Consider the following 6,055-nt stretch of genomic DNA (forward strand, 5'->3'; position numbering starts at 1 on the left):
ATATTTCTTAATGAAGCCCGTAAGAAGAAAAATTCGTAAGCACTTTGGTCTAACTGCAAAACAGGTCGCGGTTCGCTCACAACGTCCTTGGTATTTTCAGTGGATAGTGGCCGCGCTTTTTATTTTGATAGGTTATTTGGCGGCTTATTGGCAATTTACAGGCGGTGAAAATTTAACTGAAAAATTAAAGCAGGCAGCGCTTGAAAATCAGGGATATCAGACCAAGCTTATACAGCAAGAACAGCAAATTAAGATTGAGCAAGCCTCACAGAAAAATCTTAATGAGGAATTAAAGCTGGTGCATGATGAAAATATTAAACTTAAAGAAGATTTATTGTTTTATAAAAACATGGTTGGCAACAAGAATTAAGTGCATTAAGCTAAATTGCATGAAATACATCAAGCAAACTGATTAGGATTGGAAACAAAATGTTTTTTAAGCGAAGTAATCGGATTCAAAATACCATCGATACCCTAATTGGGCTAGAAACCCGATTAGAAGGCGACATTCATTTTTCAGGTGGTTTGCGTGTTGATGGTGCAATACGTGGTAATGTTAGTGAACCAAATGCCAGTCCAAGCACTCTGATATTAAGCGAGCATGGACGTATTGAAGGCGAGGTCAATGCTTCTAAAATAGTCATTAATGGCAAAGTCGTTGGTCCAGTTAGAGCGGGTCAGTTTATCGAATTGCAATCCAAAGCGCGTATTACAGGTGACGTTTACTATAAATCCTTAGAAATGCACACAGGCGCGGTGATAGAGGGTAAATTGGTTTTTTTGGGTGATAACCCTCAAGAATTAGATGAGACAGGCATTCGAGAGCTTGTTAAAGATTAGATTGACCTTGCTGCTACACGGTAGCATAATGATTTTATTAAGAAATTTAGGAGTACGAAATGAATGCTGTAACTGAGATTCAAACTGACGATTTAGAAATTCCTGCGCCCTTAGTGTTTACCGATAATGCGGCTAAAAAAGTGAAAGAGCTGATTGAGGAAGAAGGTTCGCCAGATCTTAAGCTCCGCGTATTTGTAAGCGGTGGCGGTTGCTCGGGCTTTCAATACGGCTTTACTTTTGAAGAAGAAGTGAACGAAGATGATACACAAGTGCAAAAAGATACGGTGACATTGTTGATTGACCCGATGAGTTTGCAGTATTTGATGGGTGCAGAAATTGATTACACCGACAGCTTACAAGGTTCTCAATTCGTGATTCGCAACCCACAAGCCACGACGACTTGTGGTTGCGGTTCTTCCTTCTCCGTTTAGTTTCTATTGAGTAATTAAAAAGCCAAGCGTCTGCTTGGCTTTTTTGTTTTATCTAGCATGCTTTATCGCTTATCTATTTCCACAAAATCCCGTCTTAGCTCACCTTTGTAGAGTTGTCTTGGTCGGCCTATTTTGTGCTCTTCATCGGAAATCATTTCAGACCATTGTGCAATCCAACCAGCAGTTCTAGCTAAAGCAAAAATAGCTGTAAACATTGAGTTTGGAATGCCCATTGCGCGCATTACGATACCGCTGTAGAAGTCCACGTTCGGATAAAGTTTACGAGAAACAAAGTACTCGTCTTCAAGGGCAATTTTTTCTAGTTCCATTGCAAGTTTAAACATTGGGTCATCGTGCAGGCCAAGTACATCGAGAACTTCGTGACAAGTAGAGCGCATAATCTTCGCTCGAGGATCCATGTTTCGATAGACGCGATGTCCAAAACCCATCAAACGGAAACTGTCCGTTTTATCTTTAGCACGCTTAATAAATTCGCCAATTCGGGAAACGTCACCGATTTCTTCCAACATTTTGAGTGTAGCCTCGTTGGCTCCGCCATGTGCAGGGCCCCATAAAGAGGCGATGCCTGCAGAAATGCAAGCGTACGGATTGGCACCGCTTGAACCTACCAAACGGACAGTACTGGTTGAAGCATTCTGTTCATGGTCGGCATGCAATATTAAAATGCGTTCAAACGCTTTGGCTAGTACTGGGTTAGGTACATAAGTTTCGCAAGGTGTCGCAAACATCATGTGCATGAAGTTTTCAGCATAGTTCAGATGATTTTGCGGGTACATAAAGGGCTGCCCCAAGTTATATTTATAACTCCAAGCTGCAATAGTAGGTACTTTTGCTAATAAACGATGTGCAGAAATCTCACGATGTTTGGCATCACGAATGTCCATCGCATCAAAATAGAAGGCTGAAAGTGAACCCACGACACCAACCATAACGGCCATTGGATGTGCATCGCGTCTAAATCCTCGAAAAATATTACTCAGCTGGTCATGCAACATGGTGCTGCCGTTGATAGTATCCGTAAATTGTTGAGTTTGCTTAGCGTTAGGTAGCTCACCATGCAGCAACAGATAAGAAACCTCCATGAAGTTACAGTGTTCAGCTAGCTGCTCAATCGGGTAACCGCGATAATATAACAGGCCTTTTTCGCCATCGATAAACGTGATGTTAGAGTTACAGGCAGCTGTAGATAAGAAGCCAGGGTCGTAAGTGAATATATTGTGTTTGCTAAGGTTGCGTATATCAATTACATCATTGCCAAGACTGCCAGTCAGAATCGGCAATTCAATGGATGTTGCACCGTTATCAAATGAAAGGGTGGCTTTCGTTGGTTTTGTCATGTTGGCGCCTTGTAGATTAGTCTAAATTTAAATTAATTATACTTTATTGATCTGCATAATTGCTTAATCAAATGTAGCTAAATCACAAGAAGATTCGCATCAGTAAATGCTAATGTTGATAGATGGCACCTAATATCCGTGTGCCTTTGGCACCAGTGACTTCAGGTAGATTAGCTGGTTGTTGATTAACACATTGCTTAGCAAGCCATGCAAATGCAACAGCTTCCAACCAATCTACACCTATACCAAGCTCATCCGAAGTAGAAAGTTTGGTTGTACCAAGCAACTGCTGTAAATCATTTATAAGTAGCGTATTATGCGCCCCACCACCACATAGATAAACTTCGTCAGTAGCCCCACAAGTTTTAAGTGCGCCGTAAATGCTATGCGCTGTTAGGGCAACTAAAGTGCGCGCGACATCTTGCGGGTGTAAATGTGGATAGAGCAAATGTTGTTTTAGCCAGAAGTCATTAAACAAATCCCGCCCCGTGCTTTTCGGGGGCGCTAGCAAAAAGTAAGGTTCAGCCAGCATGTTAAATAACAAGCTATCCAACACTATTCCTGTGGCTGCCCATGCACCGCCCGCATCGTAATTTTGATTTTTATGCTGTTTTATCCAAGCGTCTAGTAACATATTGCCAGGCCCAGAATCAAAACCTAGTACTGTACCATTGCTTGCCAAATAGGTGATATTTGCAATGCCACCAATATTAATGATTGCACGACTAACTTGCGGGTCGGCAAAAACAGCTTGATGAAAAGCGGGTACCAAAGGCGCACCTTGCCCGCCAGCCGCAATGTCACGACTTCTAAAGTCGGCTATCACGCTAATACCAGTAAGTTCAGCAAGTAAGGCAGGATTGCCAATTTGCAATGTGAAGCCTAATTCAGGTCGATGTCGGATGGTTTGCCCATGACAACCAATAGCAGAGACCGCATTTGGAGCTAATTTAGCGATGGCTAGCAATTGATTCACAGCATCTGCATATAACCTCGCAAGTCTAATACCAGTCAAGGCGGTAACTTCGAGCTCGTTTTCTGTGGGGTGTTGTAGCGCTAAAATTTGTGCGCGTAAATCAGAGGGATATGCTAGAAAATACGTATGTAGCACATGTGGTTTTTGTGCACTATCTAAAGCTTCCTGGTCAAATGAGACAAGTGCAACATCCACACCATCAAGGCTGGTGCCAGACATCAGCCCGATGTAAAGTGCGCCAGCCATGGTTTTGAACTTAAGTTTTGAACTTTTTTAGCTTGATTTGGCTAGTGTTTATTCTAGTGCAGCAATATTGCTATTACCGAGTAATTTAATTTGGGCGGTTAGTTGACTGCTAACTGCGTCAAACGCCACTTTATCTTGCCCAGTAATCGGGAAGGATTTTGGCAAGGCGACGGTCATGGGGTCTCTGTGCACGCCGTTCACCAAAAACTCATAATGCAAATGTGGCCCAGTAGACATACCTGTGGTGCCCACGTAGCCTATAATATCGCCCTGAACCACCTTATCTCCCCGACTTAAGCCCGCCGCAAAGCGTGATAAATGGCCATATACCGTGCTTATGCCGCTGTCGTGTTTGAGTACGACGACATTGCCATAGCCACCTTTTACGCCAACAAAATCCACTTTGGCATCCCCCGAAGCTTTTACTCGTGTGCCTGTTGGTGCGGCAAAATCTGTCCCTTTATGTGCTTTTAAGCGTTGTAAAATCGGGTGGAATCGACCTGAACTAAAGCTTGAACTAATGCGTGAAAACTCAAGTGGCGAGCGCAAAAACGATTTATGCAGGCTTTTTCCATCAGGCGTGTAATATTGCATTTTTCCAGATTCATCGCGGTAACCAATGGCTTGGTAGATCTTGCCGTTATTGACGAATTCGGCGGCCAATACATCACCAGTCTTCAATAATTCGCCCTGATTATAGTTGCCCTCATAAATTACACTCAAGTGGTCGCCACGGCGTAAATCTTTGGTGAAATCAATTTCACTTTCAAACATTTCTGCTATTTGTACTGCAATGTAATCTGGAATATTGGCCGCATCAGTAGCGCCAAATAAGGAACTGCTAATTTCTGCCGACTTTAATATCGGGCGACTCTCAAATTTCTGTACGATCTTGCTTGCTTCATATCCTGTAGCAGTTTGTTTGATAGCAATAAATTGATCAGAATCCAATTGGTATTTCAGCGAGATTAAATTACCCTCGTTATCTGTCTGCGCTTCAATGTTGCGGCTCGGCCTTAACGAGCTGGTGATTTCACTAGCAACACTATCAGTATGTATAAAGTTAATGGCTTCACGATTATGAATATTCAAGCGTGATAAAACAGTATTAAAAGTATCGTCACGGCGGACGTGTTCTTTGTACCAGAAGTTCTGTTCAGCAATAGTGGTTGTGGAATCAGCAGCTTGCGGCAAGGTAATTTCTTCCACCACTGCGGCAGTCTGAATTGTGCCAATCATAGTTTGTGGCGCTAGACCAAAAGCGGTGTAGATGCCAAACAAAGGCAAACAGGAAATTGCTAAAATCCAGCGCAATTTAAGCTTACGCTCAGTTTTATGAGCGATTTGCGCTAAAATAGCATTTTGCTCAGAAGCCTTTTTCAAGCTCTCTTTAGCAAAATAATTAAAACTAGCGTTATGTTGATTAGTCTCGTTAATATCCACGGGCTGACCTCTATAAAGTTTAGTACGGTTGTGGATAATAACAGAAAACTCAATCAGAACAAGTAAATAAACTGTAATTATTAATGTTTTTAGTAATGATTTAAGGATAAAAACCAAGTGAATATCGACATTAATCAACAACTCGCATTGATAAAACGTGGAGCAGATGAGCTATTAATTGAAGCAGAATTAGTAGAAAAGCTCAAGAAGGGCGTGCCGCTTAGAATTAAGGCAGGTTTTGACCCAACTGCGCCCGACTTGCATTTGGGGCATACTGTGCTGATTAATAAACTTCGCCAATTTCAGGAGCTTGGGCACCACGTATTGTTTTTAATTGGCGATTTTACCGGCATGATTGGTGACCCAACAGGCAAAAGTGCTACACGTCCGCCGCTGACGGCGGAGCAAGTGCAAGAAAATGCAAAGTCATACACCGCACAAGTATTTAAGATCCTCAAGCCAGAACAAACTGAAGTGGTATTTAACTCTAAATGGCTCACAGAGTTGGGCGCCGCAGGCATGCTCAAGCTGGCGGCCAGTCATACGGTAGCGCGCATGTTGGAGCGTGATGATTTTTCAAAAAGATATAAAAGTAATCAGCCAATTGCCATTCACGAGTTTTTATATCCCTTATTACAAGGATACGATTCAGTTGCACTAAAAGCCGATGTTGAACTTGGTGGTACTGACCAGAAATTTAACTTGCTCATGGGGCGCGAGCTACAAAAACAAGCGGGCATACCACAACAGTGCGTGCTCAC

At 42.5% G+C, this 6,055-nt stretch carries 7 protein-coding genes; 4 read left to right on the plus strand and 3 right to left on the minus strand.

The genetic code is table 11. The features are described from left to right. The first annotated feature begins 10 nt into the window (after nt 1-10). The 3 genes from HOO90_RS07315 to erpA are packed head-to-tail and all read left to right on the plus strand — an operon-like array spanning nt 11 to nt 1,271. Entirely contained in the window at nt 11-370 is a 360-nt protein-coding gene (locus tag HOO90_RS07315; protein ID WP_292841543.1) for a hypothetical protein, read from the plus strand. Between the two features lie 59 nt (nt 371-429). After that, nucleotides 430-840, plus strand: coding sequence for a polymer-forming cytoskeletal protein (locus HOO90_RS07320; protein ID WP_292841546.1), 411 nt, complete (start codon nt 430-432; stop codon nt 838-840). Between the two features lie 59 nt (nt 841-899). Then, entirely contained in the window at nt 900-1,271 is a 372-nt protein-coding gene (gene erpA / locus HOO90_RS07325; protein ID WP_292841548.1) for an iron-sulfur cluster insertion protein ErpA, read from the plus strand. Between the two features lie 62 nt (nt 1,272-1,333). Here the strand turns inward: erpA and gltA are convergent, their stop codons facing one another. The 3 genes from gltA to HOO90_RS07340 all read right to left on the minus strand — a co-directional run bounded on the left by gltA (nt 1,334) and on the right by HOO90_RS07340 (nt 5,294). After that, nucleotides 1,334-2,629 (minus strand): citrate synthase, encoded by a 1,296-nt coding sequence (gene gltA, locus HOO90_RS07330; protein ID WP_292841551.1) that lies wholly within the window; start codon nt 2,627-2,629, stop codon nt 1,334-1,336. A 109-nt stretch (nt 2,630-2,738) separates the two neighbouring features. Beyond that, nucleotides 2,739-3,851, minus strand: a complete 1,113-nt coding sequence (locus tag HOO90_RS07335) for an anhydro-N-acetylmuramic acid kinase (RefSeq protein ID WP_292841554.1) — start codon at nt 3,849-3,851, stop codon at nt 2,739-2,741. A 48-nt stretch (nt 3,852-3,899) separates the two neighbouring features. Further along, complete coding sequence (locus HOO90_RS07340; RefSeq protein WP_292841557.1) at nt 3,900-5,294, minus strand: M23 family metallopeptidase; 1,395 nt, start codon at nt 5,292-5,294, stop codon at nt 3,900-3,902. Between the two features lie 117 nt (nt 5,295-5,411). On the opposite strand from HOO90_RS07340, the gene tyrS reads away from it, so the two are divergent. Beyond that, nucleotides 5,412-6,055 (plus strand): tyrosine--tRNA ligase (tyrS, locus tag HOO90_RS07345; protein ID WP_292841560.1); only part of this gene is annotated, 644 nt, incomplete at its 3' end.

It is taken from the genome of Methylotenera sp., from assembly GCF_013141425.1.
Taxonomy (GTDB): domain Bacteria; phylum Pseudomonadota; class Gammaproteobacteria; order Burkholderiales; family Methylophilaceae; genus Methylotenera.

Excerpts from the sequence above, each read along its gene's own strand:
- HOO90_RS07315 (WP_292841543.1), top strand. The coding sequence starts at position 11 with ATGAAGCCCGTAAGAAGAAAAATTCGTAAGCACTTTGGTCTAACTGCA.
- HOO90_RS07320 (WP_292841546.1), top strand. The coding sequence starts at position 430 with ATGTTTTTTAAGCGAAGTAATCGGATTCAAAATACCATCGATACCCTA.
- erpA (WP_292841548.1), top strand. The coding sequence starts at position 900 with ATGAATGCTGTAACTGAGATTCAAACTGACGATTTAGAAATTCCTGCG.
- gltA (WP_292841551.1), bottom strand. The coding sequence starts at position 2,629 with ATGACAAAACCAACGAAAGCCACCCTTTCATTTGATAACGGTGCAACA.
- HOO90_RS07335 (WP_292841554.1), bottom strand. The coding sequence starts at position 3,851 with ATGGCTGGCGCACTTTACATCGGGCTGATGTCTGGCACCAGCCTTGAT.